Source organism: Novosphingobium sp. (assembly GCF_040398825.1).
Classification (GTDB): domain Bacteria; phylum Pseudomonadota; class Alphaproteobacteria; order Sphingomonadales; family Sphingomonadaceae; genus Novosphingobium.
In genome coordinates this window covers 1-16,054 of the sequence record NZ_JBBATI010000054.1, presented here as the reverse complement: position 1 = coordinate 16,054, position 16,054 = coordinate 1, and the positions used below count along the sequence as shown (strand labels likewise).

Annotated in this window: 15 protein-coding genes; 4 read left to right on the top strand and 11 right to left on the bottom strand. The window is 65.1% G+C overall.

Annotated features, from left to right (window positions below):
* Positions 1-87: 87 nt before the first annotated feature.
* The 9 genes from ABWP89_RS17685 to ABWP89_RS17645 all read right to left on the bottom strand — a co-directional run bounded on the left by ABWP89_RS17685 (position 88) and on the right by ABWP89_RS17645 (position 8,925).
* Positions 88-1,191 carry a GGDEF domain-containing protein gene (locus ABWP89_RS17685; protein ID WP_353230966.1) on the bottom strand — a complete coding sequence of 368 codons (1,104 nt, stop codon included), beginning with the start codon at positions 1,189-1,191 and terminating at the stop codon, positions 88-90.
* A 222-nt stretch (positions 1,192-1,413) separates the two neighbouring features.
* Positions 1,414-2,229 (bottom strand): phosphoadenylyl-sulfate reductase, encoded by an 816-nt coding sequence (locus ABWP89_RS17680; protein ID WP_353230965.1) that lies wholly within the window; start codon positions 2,227-2,229, stop codon positions 1,414-1,416.
* Complete coding sequence (locus tag ABWP89_RS17675) at positions 2,222-2,650, bottom strand: DUF934 domain-containing protein (RefSeq protein ID WP_353230964.1); 429 nt, start codon at positions 2,648-2,650, stop codon at positions 2,222-2,224. Before ABWP89_RS17675 ends, ABWP89_RS17680 begins: the two co-directional genes overlap by 8 nt.
* Positions 2,643-4,277, bottom strand: a complete 1,635-nt coding sequence (locus ABWP89_RS17670) for a nitrite/sulfite reductase (RefSeq protein WP_353230963.1) — start codon at positions 4,275-4,277, stop codon at positions 2,643-2,645. The genes ABWP89_RS17675 and ABWP89_RS17670 overlap by 8 nt, the downstream gene beginning before the upstream one ends.
* Before the next feature lie 39 nt (positions 4,278-4,316).
* Complete coding sequence (locus ABWP89_RS17665; protein ID WP_353230967.1) at positions 4,317-4,613, bottom strand: DUF2849 domain-containing protein; 297 nt, start codon at positions 4,611-4,613, stop codon at positions 4,317-4,319.
* Between the two features lie 11 nt (positions 4,614-4,624).
* Positions 4,625-5,413 carry a uroporphyrinogen-III C-methyltransferase gene (cobA, locus tag ABWP89_RS17660; protein WP_353230962.1) on the bottom strand — a complete coding sequence of 263 codons (789 nt, stop codon included), beginning with the start codon at positions 5,411-5,413 and terminating at the stop codon, positions 4,625-4,627.
* Between the two features lie 69 nt (positions 5,414-5,482).
* Positions 5,483-6,433 carry a mechanosensitive ion channel family protein gene (locus ABWP89_RS17655; protein ID WP_353230961.1) on the bottom strand — a complete coding sequence of 317 codons (951 nt, stop codon included), beginning with the start codon at positions 6,431-6,433 and terminating at the stop codon, positions 5,483-5,485.
* A complete protein-coding gene (gene metC / locus ABWP89_RS17650; RefSeq protein ID WP_353230960.1) occupies positions 6,430-7,671 on the bottom strand; it encodes a cystathionine beta-lyase in 1,242 nt (413 codons plus the stop codon). The genes ABWP89_RS17655 and metC overlap by 4 nt, the downstream gene beginning before the upstream one ends.
* Before the next feature lie 84 nt (positions 7,672-7,755).
* On the bottom strand, positions 7,756-8,925 hold the full coding sequence (locus ABWP89_RS17645) for an NAD(P)-dependent alcohol dehydrogenase (protein WP_353230959.1): 1,170 nt from the start codon (positions 8,923-8,925) through the stop codon (positions 7,756-7,758).
* A gap of 388 nt (positions 8,926-9,313) precedes the next feature.
* Here ABWP89_RS17645 and ABWP89_RS17640 point away from each other — a divergent pair, with 388 nt between their 5' ends.
* Positions 9,314-11,437, top strand: coding sequence for a copper-transporting P-type ATPase (locus ABWP89_RS17640; RefSeq protein ID WP_353230958.1), 2,124 nt, complete (start codon positions 9,314-9,316; stop codon positions 11,435-11,437).
* 15 nt (positions 11,438-11,452) lie between these two features.
* Here the strand turns inward: ABWP89_RS17640 and sseA are convergent, their stop codons facing one another.
* The gene (gene sseA, locus ABWP89_RS17635) at positions 11,453-12,298 is read right to left on the bottom strand and encodes a 3-mercaptopyruvate sulfurtransferase (protein WP_353230957.1); all 846 of its coding nucleotides are present in this window, start codon (positions 12,296-12,298) and stop codon (positions 11,453-11,455) included.
* Between the two features lie 184 nt (positions 12,299-12,482).
* On the opposite strand from sseA, the gene queF reads away from it, so the two are divergent.
* Positions 12,483-12,938, top strand: a complete 456-nt coding sequence (gene queF, locus ABWP89_RS17630) for a preQ(1) synthase (RefSeq protein ID WP_353230956.1) — start codon at positions 12,483-12,485, stop codon at positions 12,936-12,938.
* A 30-nt stretch (positions 12,939-12,968) separates the two neighbouring features.
* Here queF and ABWP89_RS17625 read toward each other — a convergent pair whose 3' ends face one another.
* Entirely contained in the window at positions 12,969-13,640 is a 672-nt protein-coding gene (locus tag ABWP89_RS17625; RefSeq protein WP_353230955.1) for an HD domain-containing protein, read from the bottom strand.
* 145 nt (positions 13,641-13,785) lie between these two features.
* Between ABWP89_RS17625 and ABWP89_RS17620 the strand changes: the two genes are divergently transcribed.
* Both ABWP89_RS17620 and ABWP89_RS17615 read left to right on the top strand, forming a co-directional pair.
* Complete coding sequence (locus tag ABWP89_RS17620) at positions 13,786-14,469, top strand: flavin reductase family protein (protein ID WP_353230954.1); 684 nt, start codon at positions 13,786-13,788, stop codon at positions 14,467-14,469.
* 100 nt (positions 14,470-14,569) lie between these two features.
* A complete protein-coding gene (locus ABWP89_RS17615; protein WP_353230953.1) occupies positions 14,570-15,976 on the top strand; it encodes an aspartate aminotransferase family protein in 1,407 nt (468 codons plus the stop codon).
* Positions 15,977-16,054 lie beyond the last annotated feature (78 nt).

Here is a 16,054-nt window from a genome sequence, read left to right as displayed (position 1 = left end):
CCGACCACCAATGATACCATCATGCTGTGGTGGTCGGGCGGGGAGGCGGGGCGGGCGGTCTGCGTTGCGCGTAGTGCGACCCGAACATCAGGGCGCGGCCATCACCGCGTTGCGGCCTTGTTCCTTGGCGAGATAGAGTGCCTCGTCCGCCGCGCGCAGCGCATCGCGCGGGTGGGCATAGGCAAACACATCGGCCACCCCGCCGGAAAAGGTCACCCGGCCGATCGGGTCGTCGGTCTTGCGGTTGACGAACCGGCGCTGCGAAAACGTTTCACGCACCTGGTCCAGCCGTTCTCGCGCCTCGGCTTTGGTCAGGCTGCGGAACAGCAGGACAAATTCTTCTCCGCCATGGCGCGCGACGTGGCATTTCTGGCTGCTCAGCCGGTCGAGCGTTTCGGCCACTGCCTGAATCACCCGGTCGCCGGTTTCGTGGCCGTGGTTGTCGTTGACCAGCTTGAAATTGTCGATGTCGCAGAATGCCACGCACAGATGATCGATTTCGGTCTGCGCCTCGCGGTAATGGCGGTCAAACAGCGCTTCGAATGCGCGGCGGTTGGGCAGGCCGGTCAGGTGGTCGACATCGGCGTCATGCTGCGCGCGCGCCAGCCGTTCGCGCAACGCTTTGGCTTCGTGTTCGCTGGTGCGGATATCCTGTTCCAGCTTGTGGCTGTGGTCGAGAATGACCTGCGCCATGCCCAGCACATCGGCCACGCTGAAGCTTTCTGGCGTATGGGTGGCGCGATCGACGTGATGTTTCAGCGCGGCATTGCAATCGGCAGTGCTGGTGCGGGCCTTGTGCGTGGTGTGGGCAAACCGGTCGAGCGAATCTTCCAGCTGACCAATCAGCGTGCGGATCGCGCTTTCCTGGCTTTCATTGGTCAGGTGCGAATCCAGCCATTCCTGGGTGATGGTTTCGCCGGACAGCCGCCGCCGCTCGATTTCGCGGGCCAGCTGCGGGTCTTCGCCGCTGTAGGCCGCGTGCGCAATCGTCAGGTTGCGCAACGTTACCCCCAGCCGGCAGCCGACCAGAAACGACGCGATGTCGCCCATCAGCTGTTCATTGGCGCGGTCTTGTGCGGTCAGCGCGGGCAGCGCAGCCGGCGCCGGCGCCAGGCTGGTGTCGGGCTGGACAGAATCATCATCGGTGGCGGTGGAAAAGAACCGAAAGAATCGGTGTGGAGACGCAGTCATCGTTCGAATACCCTGCGTTCGGATGCCGCTGGTGGGATCGACGGCAAACTGATCCGAACGCCGCGTAGTGATACGGCGGACTGGTAAGTGTCGGTTTATGCGCGCCCTACGCGATTGTCCGCAGATACTTTGATGGTATCGCACCTGAACCAAAGTAAAGGCTTTGAAATCGCAGGCTTGTTTACGGTTACCCGGATTTGGGTGCGGTGGTGCACCAAAGGGTCAGAATGCGGGGTCGTATCCGGGCGGCAAATTACCGTCATCGTCGTTCTGTCCGGGCACATGGATGCCGCATTCGGTCTTGTCCCAGCCTTTCCACCGGCCGGATCGCGGGTCTTCGCCGGGGGCGACCTTGCTGGTGCAGGGCGCACAACCGATCGACGGGTAGCCGCGCGCGACCAGCGGATGCCGGGGCAGGTCATGCGCGGTGAACCACGCATCCAGCTGGTCTTGCGTCCAGCTGGCCAGCGGATTGATTTTCAACCGCCCCTCGCCATCGGCATGGTCGATTTCGAACCGGGGCAGGCCGGCGCGGGTGCGCGACTGGAACCCCTTGCGCCCGGTGATCGATCCATCGAACCCGGCCATTGCGCGCGCCAGCGGCAGCACCTTGCGGATTTCGCAGCAGCCATCAGGGTCCCACGACCAGCGCAGGCCCTTGTCATCCTTCGCCGCCAGCACGTCGGCATCCGGGGTCAGCACGCGCAGGCCGGTCAGCCCCAGGCGTTCCACCAGCGTGTCGCGATAGGCCAGCGTTTCGTCAAAATGTTTGCCGGTGTCGAGGAACAGCACCGGCAGCGCGGGATCGATTTCGGCCACCAGGTGCAGCAGCACCGCGCTTTCCGCGCCAAAGCTGGATACCACCGCCAGATCGCCGGCCAGCCCGTCGCGGATGACGGTACGCAACATGTCGCGCGTGTCGCTACCGCGGAACAGGTTGTTCAGCCGGATGGCATCGGCATCGGTAAAGCGCGGGCTCGTGTCGATCCGGTCGATACGCCGCTCGGTGCCGGCATTGCTGCCACGGGTGTCAACCATGACGCAGCGCCCAGATCGGCGTGCGCCCGTCAACAGTGCGCTGATAGACGGCAGGCCAGGTGGCGATCGCCTTGTCCACGGCAGCGCGCGTGATCGGTTGAACGGGGGCAAAGGCATCGAACCCGCACCGGTGGTAATGGCTGATCTGATCGACCAGCACATCGCCGACCGCGCGCAATTCGCCGGTATAGCCATATTCGCGCAAGATCCGCGCCGCGGAATAGCCGCGCCCGTCGGTATAGGCGGGAAAGGCGACCTCGACCAGATCAAGCTGTTCCAGCAGCGGCCGCAGCGCGCGCGCGTCATCACCCGGCATCAGCCGCACTGCGCGGGCATTGCTGTGATCACCAAGATCGGCGAACGGCACCACCGGGGCGGTGCTGGCCGCGTCATCGCGCAGCCGGATCAGTGTTTCACCCATAAATCGCGTCCTTGAACGGGGCCATGCCGACGCGGCGAAAGGTATCGACAAAGCGTTCGTCGCCTTCGCGCCGGTCCAGATAGACATTGGTGGCGCGTTCGATGGCATCGACCACGCCGTCTTCGCTGAAACCGGGGCCGGTGATCGTGCCGATCGAGGTATCCGCACCTTCGCACCCGCCCAGCAGCAGCTGATAGTTTTCGACGCCTTTGCGATCGACCCCCAGAATGCCGATGTGCCCGGCGTGGTGGTGGCCGCAGGCGTTGATGCAGCCCGATATTTTCAGCTTCAGTTCGCGCAAGTTCCGCTGGCGGTCACCATCGGCGAACCGTTCAGAGATCTTTTGCGCCAGCGGAATCGACCGCGCATTGGCCAGGCTGCAATAATCCAGCCCGGGGCAGGCGATGATATCGCCGATCAGGTCGAGATTGGCCGTCGCCAGCCCGGCCGCGTCAAGCTGTTGCCAGATGGCATACAGGTCGGCCTTTTTCACATGCGGCAGCACGATGTTCTGCGCATGCGTCACGCGCAATTCATCAAAGCTGTGCTCCTGCGCGATGGCGGCCATCAGCCGGATCTGATCGGCGCTGGCATCACCTGGAATGCCGCCCACCGGTTTCAGGCTGATCGTGACAATCGCATAGCCCGGCGCCTTGTGCGCATGAACATTCTGCGCCACCCACACCGCAAAATCGGGGTCGGACAGATCGATCGCATCGGGCGCGGCAGGATCAAACGCCGGATCGGCAAACTGCGCTGCGATCCGCGCGAATTCGGCCGGGGGCGGTTCCAGGCCAAGGGTGAGGATATGTGCGAATTCCTCTTCGACCTGGCGGCGGTATTCGTCCGCGCCGATTTCGTGCACCAGGATCTTGATGCGCGCCTTGTACTTGTTGTCGCGCCGGCCATAGCGGTTGTAGACACGCAAGGCGGCCTCAAGATAGCTGATCATCTGCAGCGGCGGCAGGAATTCGCGGATCACCGGCGCGATCATCGGCGTGCGGCCCATTCCGCCACCGACATAGACGCGCAAGGCGATCTGGCCGGCGGGGTCGTTCACCACCTGAATGCCGATATCGTGCAGTTTCATTGCCGCGCGGTCGATATCGCTGCCGATGATCGCCACCTTGAACTTGCGCGGCAGGTAATCGAATTCGGGGTGAAACGTCGACCATTGCCGCAGCAATTCAGCATAAGGGCGCGGATCGGCGATCTCGTCGGCGGCGGCCCCGGCAAAATGGTCGGCGGTGGTGTTGCGGATGCAATTGCCGCTGGTCTGGATCGCATGCATACCGACCGTGGCCAGATCGGCCAGCAAGGCGGGCGACTGGTCCAGCTTGATCCAGTTGTACTGAATGTTCTGGCGCGTGGTGAAATGGGCATAGCCGCGGTCATAACGGTCGGCGATATCGCCCAGCATGTGCATCTGCCGCGCGTTGAGCGTGCCATAGGGGATCGCCACACGCAGCATATAGGCGTGCAACTGCAGATAGAGCCCGTTTTTCAGCCGCAACGGGCGGAACTGTTCCTCGGTCAGCGTGCCGGCCAGACGCCGGGCCACCTGATCGGTAAATTCTGTGACGCGGGCATCGACCATCGCCTGATCATGGGTATCATACAGGTACATCGGGGATCTTTCCGGACGGAACGGGTGTAAACGGGGGTATCAGACGATCTGCGCGGCGGCCTGCGGATCATCGGGGTGCAAGGACAGGTCCAGGCGTACAGTCGGCCCCAGCGCACGCACGCGGTCCTTGATATGCGCCGGGCGCACGCTGGTGCCATCGTGCGTTGCGTCGATGACATAGGCGCTGACGACGCGCTGTGCCGCTTCTTCGCGGGCGACGATTGCCGCTGCATCGTCGCCCAGCGGCACGGCGTGATCGACGTGGCGCGACCAGTCGTGGCCGGTCCACCAGGTCACATCGCCCGAAAACAGGTCGTTGCCGGTCAGGATCTTGATACGTTCAGCGCTCACAGCGCGGTCTCCGCAATTTGGGCAAGGTGGTGCGCGCCTGCGCGTGCAGCCACTTCGCCGATGATGATCAGCGCCGGGCTTTTCACCCGGTGCGTTTCCACGATCTGTTCCAGTCCGGCCAGCACGCCGCGCAATACGCGCATGGTGGGCCGGGTGGCGTTTTCGACCACCGCCACCGGCATCGCCGGTGACAGGCCGTCGGCCATCAGTTTTTCGGTGATCGCGCCGGCGGTGGCCAGCCCCATATAGATGACCAGCGTGCGGCCCTTGCCGGCCAGCCCAACCCAGTCCTGATCGGCCAGCCCCTTGCACTGCCCGGCGACGAACGACACCGTCGATGCGGCATCACGGTGGGTAAGCGCGATGCCCGCAGCGGCTGCGGCGCCCATCGCCGCGCTGATCCCCGGCACCACGTTGACCGGCACGCCGGCGGCATGGCACGCCTCCGCCTCTTCACCGCCGCGCCCGAACACGAACGGATCGCCGCCCTTCAGCCGCACGACATCGTTACCCGCCAGCGCCTCATCCACCAGCAGCTGGTTGATGGCATCCTGCGGCATGGTGTGGCGCGACCGGCTTTTGGCGACCGACACCAGCCGGGCATGGTCGGGCGCCATCGCCAGAATTGCCGGATCGACCAACCCGTCGTGCACGATCAGCTGTGCCTGGGCGATCAGCCGCGCCGCGCGCAATGTCAGCAGATCGGGATCACCCGGCCCTGCGCCGACCAGATGGACGGTGCCAGGGCGGCGCTGGTCGCCGGAATGGGCATGGGGATCAATCATGATCGTCCAGATGGTGGTTGACCGCGCACTTCGCCAGCGAGAATGCCTTGTCCCCCGCACAGGCCAGCTTTAGTGATCGGGGCTCTCGTTCGCGGCAACGCTGGTGTGTTCCAGTGCTTGCACCAGCCGGCGCAGCCCTTCGGAATCGCCCAGGTGCAGGTCTGTCTGTGTATACGGGATGGTCACGCCATGCTCGCGGAACAGTGCCCAGGTGTTTTTCAGCACCGCCGAACGGATCGCGCCGATGCCGTGTTCGGGATCGATGATCCAGCAGCTGACCGTCATGTCGATCGCGCCGGGCCCCAGATTGATCACCAGCACGCTGCATGGCGGATCGGCCAGCACGCGCGGAACCCGCTGTGCCGCCTGCAGCAGCAGCGCCTCAACCGCGTCGATATCGCTGTCACTTGCCACGCTGACCGGAATCGACACCGCCACCTGGCGCGATGAAAATGACCAGTTTTCAACCTGGCTGGTCATCAGGTTTTCGTTGGGAATCAGATATTCGCGGTTGTCGAGCGTGGTTACCGATACCGCGCGCACGCCGATGCGGTTGACCACGCCCATGGTGTTGGTGGTGCCATTGGTGACCGCGATGACGTCGCCCGGCTTGATCGACCGGTCCATCAGCAGGATGATGCCGGCGATCATGTTGCCAAAGGTTTTTTGCAGGCCGAACCCGATGGCAAGCCCGAACGCGCCCGAAAACACCGTAAAGGCGGTCAGGCTGATGCCAAGCTGATCGATCGTCGCAAAAAACGCGAACGCCCAGATCATCAGCGTCAGCAGTTTTTCGCCCAACACCTGGCGCGCCGGGTCCAGCCCGCCGACGCGGCGCAACGTCCGCCGCGCGACCCGCCCGCCCAGCATGCCAAACGCCAGCGCGGCGGTGATGACCAGCACCATCCACGCGGCATTGGCCAGGCTGATATGATAATGCCCGACATCGATGCTGATATCATCGAGCGCATCCATCGCCGCGCGAATCTGGCGGCTGAGGTGGCGGGTGGTCGCGTTCATGCCGCAGTGCCCTGTGCGCCACGCCAGGCCGTCAGCGCGCCGGCGAGGTCGGCGATCAGGTCGGCCGCATCCTCCAGCCCCACCGACAGCCGCACGCCGAACCGGTCATCCGGGTGCCAGTCTGCCGGGGGCCACGGCGTGGCGGTGCGGATTGGCGCGGGATCAACCGGGGTGGCCAGGCTTTCAAACCCGCCCCAGCTATAGCCGATGCCGAAATGCGCCAGCGCATCGATCGCGGCATCGCGCGCCGCACTGGTGCCGCCCCGAAACACAAAGCTGAACAGGCCGCAGCCACCGGCAAAATCGCGCAACCAAAGATCGTGCCCGGACGCGCCGGGCAGCATGGGGCACAGCACATGCGCGATTTCGGGCTGATCGCGCAGGAATTCCGCCAGTTTCAGCGCGGTGGCAGTGCTGCGTTGCAGGCGGATGTCCATCGTGCGCAACCCGCGCAGCATCAGCGCGGCATCATCGGGCGATACGACGATCCCCAGGCCCTGCGCGCGCAACCGCAATTTGCGGTACCAGTCGGCGCCCGCGCTGGCCGACCCCATCATCACGTCGGAATGCCCGCCGACATGCTTGGTCAGGCTCATCACCGTGATATCGACGCCGTGGGGCAGGGCGGCAAACCCCAGCGGTGTGGCCCAGGTGTTGTCCAGCATGCTGATCACGCCATGGTCGCGCGCGATCCGCGCCAGTGCCGGCACATCGGCCACGCCAATGGTCAGGCTGCCCGGATTTTCCAGCAACACTGCGCGCGCGCGCGGGCAGATCGCGGCGGCAAACGTGGCGGGGTCGGCGGGGTCGAACCAGCGCGTTTCCACGCCAAAATCGTGCAGCAGGCCGCGCGCCATCACCCGGCTGGGTTCATAGGCATGATCGGTCATCAGCAACACGTCACCGGGGCGCAATACCGTAAGCAGCGCGCCGGCGATCGCCGCCACCCCCGACGGGTAAAGCACCGTGCCCGCCGCGCCTGGCTCCAGCGCGGTCAGCGCGTCGGCCAGCGCCCATTGCGTCGGGCTGCCGCGCCGGCCGTAATAGAACAGCCCGTCATGGTTGGCAGGGTGCGCACGCAGCGCCGCCATATCGGGATACAGATGCGTGCTGGCGCGCCACACCGGCGGGCTGACCACCGCGCCGGGGTGCGCGGGGGTGCCGGTCCATTCGTCACGCCGCCCGGCAGCGGTCAACTGCGTGCCCGGGCCGAAGGTGCTGTGGTCACTGCCGCTCATCCTGGTTGGGAAAGCAGGATTTGCGGGCAAAGACAACCGCGTTGGTGCCGAAATTGCCGGCCCCGCGCCGCAATTTCGATCTTGTCAGGCGCGCGCCGACGCCAGATCGATCACGAAGCGGTAGCGCACGTGCTTGTTTTCAACCCGCAGATAGGCCGCGTCGATCTGATTGGGGCGGATCAATTCTATTTCCGGGTGGATTGCGTTGGTGCAGCAATAATCGACCAGTTCCTGGGTTTCGGGCATGCCGCCGATGCACGATGCGACCAGCGATCGGCGCTGATTCCACAAACCGGCACCCGTCACCCCGCCGATGGTGCCGGGCGCGCCGACATTCACAAACGTGCCGTCCCGCCGGATCAGCGGCAGGAACGGAGCCAGATCAAATGGCGACGGGATCGTCGAGAGCAGGAAATCAAACCGGTTGGCCATGTCCTGCGCGTGCGGGATGGGCAGGCTGGCTGCCGGTTGCCAGACCACGACGTCGTGCGCGCCCATCGCATAGGCGTCATTGGCCTTGTCGGCGCTGGTGGTGAACACGGTCGCCTCTGCGCCGCGATGGACCGCCAGTTTCAACGCCATATGGCCCAGCCCGCCCAGCCCGATGACCGCGAAGCGTTGCCCTGACCCCAGGCGCCAATGCTGCATGGGGGAAAAGGTGGTCACGCCCGAACACAGCAGCGGGGCGGTCCTGGCCAGATCGGCATCCTTGGGCACTTTGACCACAAACCGTTCGCGCACCACGATCCGTTCGGAATAACCGCCCAGCGTGGGGCCGGCGCCGCGCGGGTCGGGCGAGGCATACGTAAGCGTGGCACCGGCTGTGCAATATTGTTCCAGGCCCGCGTTGCAATTGTCGCAAGCCCCGCAACTGTCGACCATGCAACCAACCCCGGCGAAGTCGCCCGGCACAAACCGCGTGACAGCATGACCGACGGCGGTGACCCGCCCGACAAATTCGTGGCCGGGCACCATTGGAAAGGGCTGTTCGCCCCATTCACCGCGGATCATGTGGATGTCGCTGTGGCACACGCCGCAATACAGCACGTCGATGGCGACATCGTCGGGCAGTAGCGCGCGCCGTTCAATGGTCATCGCGCCGATCGGGCCGTTGCTGTGAATCGCACCATAGGCGCGGGTGTGGGCGCTGTGCGTCGGATCGATCAGGGCTGGATCAACAGGTGCCGGATCAGCATGCGCGAGGTCGGTTTGCGCAGCGTCGGCATATTTGCCCGGGAAAAGGGTGTCGGACACGCTGGTTCTCCATGGATGTTGGCGGGCCGGGGCGGGATCGGGTGAACACGCCGGGCTTGTGACCGGATGCACCCGCCTGGCCGGGTTCAATACCATCGGAAATTACCCAACGCCGTCCGCTGGAGGCAGGTGATCGCGCAACAGGCGCGCGATTCAGGCGGCCTGGGTAAGTTCCGGGGCTGGACGGGTGCGCCGAAAAACGGTCGCAATATTGGCGCTGGTCAATGCGCACGGTCCAGCTTTGCAAGAGTGTGATCGTCATGGGGTTTGGAACGATGGATATGATGGACGGGCGCCAGGGTTGGAGCACCGGTTATGGCGGCTATGCCGGGCTGTTCGTGCTGTTGCTGGTGGTGGTCATGGTGCTTGTCCTGCGTCGGCGCGGCCGATGACCTTCGCCACCTATACCTGCCCGATGCACCCGCAGATCCGCCAGGCGGGGCCGGGCAGCTGTCCGATCTGTGGCATGGCGCTGGAACCGGTCGCGGCGCGCGGCGATGCGATGCCGAACGATGAACGTGTCGACATGACGCGGCGTTTCTGGATCGCACTGGTCCTGACCGCGCCGGTGTTCGCCCTGGCCATGGGCGCGCATTTCCCCGGGCTGCATCTGCAGCATCGGGTTGCGCCGGTCGTGTCGATGTGGGTGCAGGCCGCGCTGGCGACGCCGGTGGTGGTGTGGGCGGGGTTGCCGTTTTTTCAACGCGGCTGGGCGTCGGTACGCAACCGGTCGCTCAACATGTTCAGCCTGGTTTCGCTGGGGATCGGCACGGCCTATGGCTATAGCCTGGTCGCCTCGATCATGCCGGGCCTGTTTCCCGCTGCGTTGCGCGACCACGCAGGCATGATCCCGGTCTATTACGAAGCGGCCGCGATGATCACGCTGCTGGTGCTGCTGGGCCAGGTGCTGGAACTGCGCGCGCGCGAACAGACCGGCGGGGCCATTCGCGCGCTGCTGAAACTGGCGCCGATCACCGCGCGCCGGCTGCGCGCTGATGGGCAGGATGAGGACGTGGCGGTCGACCAGGTCAAAGTGGGGGACCGGCTGCGAATCAGACCGGGGGACAGTGTGCCGGTCGATGGCGTGGTGTTGCAGGGCACCAGCGCGGTTGATGAAGCGATGGTCACCGGTGAAGCGCTGCCCGCCGCCAAGGCACCCGATGCGCGGCTGATCGGCGGCACGATCAACGGCACCGGCAGTCTGGTGATGCGCGCCGATCGCGTGGGCGCCGATACCACGCTGGCGCGGATCGTGCAGATGGTGGCCGATGCCCAGCGGTCGCGCGCGCCCATTCAGCGGCTGGCGGACCAGGTGTCAGGCTGGTTCGTGCCGGTGGTCATTGTCTGTGCGGGCGTGGCGTTTGCGGCGTGGATGGTGTTCGGCCCCCCGCCGGCGTTCGGCTTTGCGCTGAATGCGGCGGTGTCGGTGCTGATCATCGCCTGTCCCTGTGCGCTGGGGTTGGCGACGCCGATGTCGATCATGGTCGGTGTGGGGAAGGGGGCCACCGCGGGTGTGCTGATCCGGAATGCCGAGGCGCTGGAACGGTTTGAGCAGGTCGATACGCTGGTCGTCGACAAGACCGGCACGTTGACCGAGGGCAAGCCGCGCGTAACAGCGGTGGTGCCGGTCAACGGCTTTGACGAAGTGGCTGTGATCGGGCTGTCGGCCAGCCTGGAACGATCGAGCGAACATCCGCTGGCGGCTGCGCTGGTGGCCTGTGCACAGGAGCGCGGGCTTGGGCTCGGCGATGTCGCAGGGTTTGTGTCGGTTACCGGCAAGGGGGTAACCGGCGCTATCGGCGGCCAGCCGGTCGCGGTCGGCAATGCCGCGCTGCTGAACGATGCCGGCATTGTCGTCACCGCGCTTGACCCGCAGGCCGACGTATTGCGCGGGCAGGCGGCAACGGTCAGCTATGTCGCGATCGACGGAAAACTGGCCGGGATCATCGCCGTGGCCGACCCGATCAAACCCACCACCAGGGCTGCGCTCGACAGCCTGCGGGCGGCCGGCCTGCGTATCGTCATGCTGACCGGCGACAACCGCAGGACCGCGCAGGCAGTGGCAGACCAGCTTGGCATTGCGGAGGTCGAGGCCGGGGTATTGCCCGAACAAAAACATGCCATCGTGCATCGGCTGAAATCCGAAGGCCGGATCGTGGCGATGGCGGGCGACGGCGTGAACGATGCGCCCGCACTGGCCGAGGCCGATGTCGGCATCGCCATGGGCACCGGCACCGACGTGGCCATCCACAGCGCGGGCGTCACGCTGGTCAAGGGCGATCTGGCGGGTATTGCCCGTGCGCGGGCGTTGAGCCACGCCACCATGCGCAACATCCGCGAAAACCTGGTGCTGGCGTTTGTTTACAACGCGCTTGGCGTGCCGATCGCCGCGGGCGTGCTGTACCCCAGGTTCGGCATCCTGCTGAGCCCGGTGGTAGCCGCCGCCGCGATGAGTTTGAGCTCGGTTTCGGTCATCGGCAACGCGCTGCGGTTGCGGCTGGCGAAGCTGTAGGGCCTGGTCGGCGGTCTATCGCGCGGCGCCGGTTTCCACTGGCAGGGCCGGGTCGGCGCCCCATTCGGACCAGCTGCCATCGTAAAGTGCGAAGTCTTCCTTGCCCAGCAGGTGCGCGGCGAACAGCACGACATTGGCGGTCATGCCTGATCCGCAGCTGGCGATCATCGGCCGGGCCAGATCAACCCCGGCGGCGACGAAGGCGGCGCGCAGGTCTTCGGGTTTTTTCCAGGTGCCATCGGCGGCGAACAGGCTGGCATAGGGCAGGTTGCGGGCGCCGGGGATGTGGCCGGATGACAGGCCGGGGCGGACCTCGGGCACTTCGCCGGTAAAGCGCGCAGGCCCGCGCGCATCGACCAGTTGTTCGGCCTGGCTGGTCAGGTTGGCCAGCACTTGCGCCTTGCTGCGCACCTGGCGGTCGTCGCTCCACACCGTGAAATGGCGGTGGCGCAGCTGTTCGCGGCCCTGGACGCAGGGGCGGCCTTCGGCCTTCCACTTGGCGATTCCGCCATCGAGCAGCGCGACATTCTGTGCGCCGAACATCATCAGCATGAACCAGGCGCGGGTGGATGAATGGATCGGGCTGTCGTCATAGAGCACGATGCGGCTGCCATCACCCAGCCCCAGGCTTTGCATGCGGCTGGCAAATTTCTCGGCCGAGGGCAGCGTGTTGGCGACCGGTGCGGCAGGATCGACCAGATCATCCAGGTTCATGAACACCGCGCCGGGGATGTGGCAGGCGTCGTATTCGCGGGCGCCATCGCGGCCGTGTTCGGGCAGGAATGCCGAGGCATCGACCACGCGCAAGTCGCTGGCGCCGATTTCGTCGGCAAGCCAGCGGGTGGTAACCAGCGATTCCATCGGTCATGCGCTCCTGCCAGATGCGACCTGCCGTTGCGGCGCGGCGTTTCTTAACCGTTTAAACAACCGTACAGCAACCGTCGAGGACGTTTCACGGGATCTGTTTCACGGGACCAGTTTCCCTCAACGGCGCTTGCTCAGTGCTGAACGGCAGGGCATGGCGCGGCGATTGAAAGGATATGTCATGGTCGATGTGAAACCGATGTACCTGGGCCAGTCGAGCGATCTGCCCACCTCGCCAGAGGCGGCGGTGCTGGACTATGTGCCCAATCCGCGCGCCGGATCGCTGTTCATGGTGCGCTTTGCCGCGCCCGAGTTTACCTCGCTGTGCCCGGTGACCGGGCAGCCCGATTTCGCGCATCTGGTGATCGATTATGCGCCGGGCGAAACCATCGTCGAATCCAAATCGCTGAAACTGTTTCTGGGATCGTTCCGCAACCATGCCGGGTTTCACGAGGATGTGACGGTGGGCATCGGCCAGCGGCTGTTTGCCGAAATGGCGCCGCGCTGGCTGCGCATCGGCGGGTACTGGTACCCGCGCGGCGGTATTCCGATCGATGTGTTCTGGCAATCGGGTGCGGCGCCCGATGGGCTGTGGGTGCCCGACCAGGGTGTCGCGGGGTATCGCGGGCGCGGGTGAGCCTTTTTCCTCCCCGAACCGGGGAGGATTTTACAGGGCTTTGCCGTCTTCGGATTCGGCTTTGAGTTGGGCCAGAAACGCGCGTGCTTCGGCCAGCAGTGCGGGCATGCGGGCGCGGGCGGCGGGGGATTGTACGCCGGCGGGCACGTCTTTCAGGTTGGCTTCGATCGTGGCCACGGCGGCGGGCAGGTCGGCGGCGGCGAACGGGTCGGGGGTTGCTGCCGGTGGATCGCCATGTTCGGTGGTGGCGATGATCCGCGCGACGCCGATCGCGCCCAGCCAGTCCAGCGCATCGGCATCGTGGATATAGATCGCCTCTGGCAAAGTGGCCTTGCGATAGAACATGTGGGTGCGCGTTGCCTCACGCACCGCGTCCAGCTTGGCCGCCGGAAAGCCCAGCGCGGTCAGCACGTCGCCCAGTTTGGCCGCGCCGACATCGGAATGGTCGTGGTTCAGGTCCTTGTCCTCCCACGGTTCGAACCCGGCGATATCGTGGATATAGGCGGCGGCGAACAGCACATCATCATCGACCGCGACATGGTCGGCGCGGGCCAGATCGCGCGCGACGACATAATCGCGGCGGCTGTGCTGCCAGCCCCAGGCGGGATGGCGGAAATGGTGCGCGGCAAATGCCTCCAGACTGGCGCGCCAGCCGGGCGGCGGGGGTGAATCGGCGCGTGCGGTGCCGGCTGTCAGCATCATTCCGACGGCACCCGTGATCGCGGCCAGACGATTGAATTTCCCACGCATTGTTATCGCACTCCCCATCGCGGATATAACGGAATGACCCGGCCGCGGCCCGGCTGTCAAGCATGCCGGCGGGGCAAGCAGGGCAGGGATGACAGGATTGGCCCGACGCGCTAACCGCAACGCCACCAGTCCGGGCTTTGCGGGGATCGTGCGCATGCATTTTGATTTTTCAGCCATGCCGGCCGGTGACCGTTACCGCCTGATGGCCGCGGCGATCACCCCGCGCCCGATCGCCTGGGTCACCAGCCAGTCGGCAGCGGGCGCGCGCAATGCCGCGCCCTACAGCTTTTTCAACATGATGGGGGCCGATCCGCCGATCGTGGCGATCGGCATGATGCGGCGCGGCGATGGCACGCATAAGGACAGCGCCGCCAACGTGCTGGAAACGCGCGAATTCGTGGTCAATCTGGTGGGCGAACCCAATGCCGCGGCGATGAACCTGACCAGCATCGATGCGCCGCCGGGGACGGATGAAATCGCGCTGGCGCAGTTGGCCATCGCCGAATCATTGGCCGTGGCGCCGCCGCGTATTGCCAGCGCCCCGGTGGCGATGGAATGCCGCGTCTACCAGGCGATCGAAATCGGCACGACCACGCTGGTGATCGGCCAGGTGCTGTATTTTCATGTGCAGGACCGGTTCTATGATCCGGCGCGGCGTCGCATCGATACCCCGGCGATGCAGCTGATCGGGCGGGTGCACGGCGCGTCCAGCTACGCGCGCGCCACCGATCTGTTTGATCTGCAGCGGCCGAACTGGGCGGATTACGACCCTGCCGGATAATTTGCCCCGCGACCACGGCGCGCAAATATCGTTCGGCGAATGGTGGTTTGACGAAATTAGGGCATAGCCATCGGGCGCCAATTTGCGCATGAAGCGTTGCATGACCACAACCACGCTCACCCCGCCCGCCGTTGCGCCCAATTCACCCGAAGCGCGCGACATCCAGTTCCATTTGCACAGCTATACCAATGCGCGCCTGCACGAAAAGGTCGGGCCGCTGGTGATCGAAGGTGGCGATGGCATCTATGTCATCGACGGCGAAGGACGCCGGTATATTGAAGCGATGTCCGGGCTGTGGAGCGTCGGGGTTGGCTTTAGCGATCAACGGCTGGTCGCGGCGGCGACCGAGCAGATGAAAAAGCTGCCGTTTTATCATACGTTTACTCACAAGACCCATGGGCCGGCGATCGATCTGGCGGAAAAGCTGGTGACGATGGCGTCGCCGCTGACCCCCGGCGGCATGAGCAAGGCGTTTTTCTGCAATTCCGGGTCCGAAGCCAACGACAGCGCGATCAAGCTGATCTGGTATCGGTCGAACGCGCTGGGCAAGCCGGAAAAGAAAAAGCTGATTTCGCGGATGAAGGGCTATCACGGTGTCACGCTGGCCGCGGCCAGCCTGACCGGCCTGCCCAACAACCACCGGTCGTTCGATCTGCCGATGGCCGGCGTGCTGCACACCGGATCGCCGCATTACTGGCGCGACGGTTTGCCGGGGGAAAGCGAAGAGGCGTTTGCGACTCGCCGCGCCGAAGAGCTTGACGCGATGATCCAGGCCGAAGGGCCCGACACCATCGCCGCGTTCTGGGCCGAACCGGTGATGGGCGCGGGCGGGGTGATCGTGCCGCCGGCGACCTATTGGGAAAAAATCCAGGCGGTGCTGGCCAAATACGATATCCTGTTTGTGGCGGACGAGGTGATCAACGGCTTTGGCCGCACCGGCAACATGTTTGCCTGCGAAACCTACAACATCCAGCCCGATATCCTGATCGTGTCGAAACAGCTGTCATCATCGTACATGCCGATCGCGGCGCTGATCGCCAACGAACGCGTGCTGGGCCCGGTGATGGATGAATCCGCGCGGATCGGCACGCTGGGCCATGGTTATACCGCCGGCGGGCATCCGGTGGCGACCGCGGTCAGCCTGGAAAACCTGCGCATTATCGAAGAAGAGGGCCTGGTTGCCAATTGCGTGGTGCAGGGCGCGCGGCTGCGCGCCGGCCTGGCCGCGCTGGCCGATCATCCGCTGGTGGGCGAAGTGCGCGGCGTGGGCATGATCGCGGCGGTCGAACTGGTGACCGACAAGGCGGCCAAACGCGGGTTGGAGGCGCCGGGCCAGCTGGGCAATATGGTCAACAAGGCGATCCAGGAAAACGGCATGATCTGCCGGTCGATCGGCGATGCCATTGCGTTCTGCCCGCCGATGATCATCACTGCCGACCAGATTGATGATATGCTGGCGATATTCCGCAAATCGCTGGATCAGGTTGCCGCTGATCTGGGGTTGTAAGCTTTTTGAAAGTGCCACCCACCACCCCGCACCCCCGGCCCAACCGCCCATTTATGGTACCCTGTGGGCGGTTGGGCC

Coding starts and splice junctions, on each gene's coding strand:
- ABWP89_RS17685 (WP_353230966.1), bottom strand. CDS start 1,191: ATGACTGCGTCTCCACACCGATTCTTTCGGTTCTTTTCCACCGCCACC.
- ABWP89_RS17680 (WP_353230965.1), bottom strand. CDS start 2,229: ATGGTTGACACCCGTGGCAGCAATGCCGGCACCGAGCGGCGTATCGAC.
- ABWP89_RS17675 (WP_353230964.1), bottom strand. CDS start 2,650: ATGGGTGAAACACTGATCCGGCTGCGCGATGACGCGGCCAGCACCGCC.
- ABWP89_RS17670 (WP_353230963.1), bottom strand. CDS start 4,277: ATGTACCTGTATGATACCCATGATCAGGCGATGGTCGATGCCCGCGTC.
- cobA (WP_353230962.1), bottom strand. CDS start 5,413: ATGATTGATCCCCATGCCCATTCCGGCGACCAGCGCCGCCCTGGCACC.
- ABWP89_RS17655 (WP_353230961.1), bottom strand. CDS start 6,433: ATGAACGCGACCACCCGCCACCTCAGCCGCCAGATTCGCGCGGCGATG.
- metC (WP_353230960.1), bottom strand. CDS start 7,671: ATGAGCGGCAGTGACCACAGCACCTTCGGCCCGGGCACGCAGTTGACC.
- ABWP89_RS17640 (WP_353230958.1), top strand. CDS start 9,314: ATGACCTTCGCCACCTATACCTGCCCGATGCACCCGCAGATCCGCCAG.
- sseA (WP_353230957.1), bottom strand. CDS start 12,298: ATGGAATCGCTGGTTACCACCCGCTGGCTTGCCGACGAAATCGGCGCC.
- queF (WP_353230956.1), top strand. CDS start 12,483: ATGGTCGATGTGAAACCGATGTACCTGGGCCAGTCGAGCGATCTGCCC.
- ABWP89_RS17625 (WP_353230955.1), bottom strand. CDS start 13,640: ATGATGCTGACAGCCGGCACCGCACGCGCCGATTCACCCCCGCCGCCC.
- ABWP89_RS17615 (WP_353230953.1), top strand. CDS start 14,570: ATGACCACAACCACGCTCACCCCGCCCGCCGTTGCGCCCAATTCACCC.